The organism is Faecalimonas hominis (genome assembly GCF_054660755.1).
In genome coordinates, this window is record NZ_BAAHSH010000014.1 from 1 (window position 1) to 530 (window position 530).

Annotated in this window: 1 protein-coding gene; it reads right to left on the minus strand. The window is 36.6% G+C overall.

The genetic code is table 11. From position 1 onward, the window contains the following. A partial coding sequence (locus ACYQ35_RS02130; protein ID WP_459829704.1) for a transposase occupies window positions 1–164 on the minus strand: 164 nt, incomplete at its 3' end. Window positions 165–530 lie beyond the last annotated feature (366 nt).

The following is a 530-nucleotide window of genomic DNA, read 5'->3' on the forward strand; positions in this document are numbered from 1 at the left end:
CGGCTTTCAATATCACCTGTTTCACGCAGTTCTTTCTGCCAGCGTGATAAAGTCTGCTGACTGATTCCTAAATTTGTAGCACAGCCCTGCAGTCCTAAGGTCTTGTGATCATGATAATACTGGACTGCATCCAGCTTAAATTGTTTGTCATAGTGCTTTGCCATAATGAGATCCTCCTTCAGTGCGGTACCTACATTGTACCATAATTTTTCTTATAAGGAATTCTCATTTTGACTTGTACTATTTATATTCTAACACCATTATAATACAAAATTAATTATAGAAGGCGTAAATGGTAGGTTGAAAAAGAAAAATGTTAATATAACTCAAATGCTATCGAATTGAGAATACATAGCCGATTGGTTCAATATGAGTCAGTCGGCTTTTTTCATGCTCATTTTTATACATAGCCCATTCCGTAAAAGGGATTGGCTATTAAATTTTTCGAGGAAGGAGGAAACCATATGACCAAGTGTAAAGTAATCGCCCTTGCAAATCAGAAGGGAGGGACTGTAGTGGTAAACTAAATT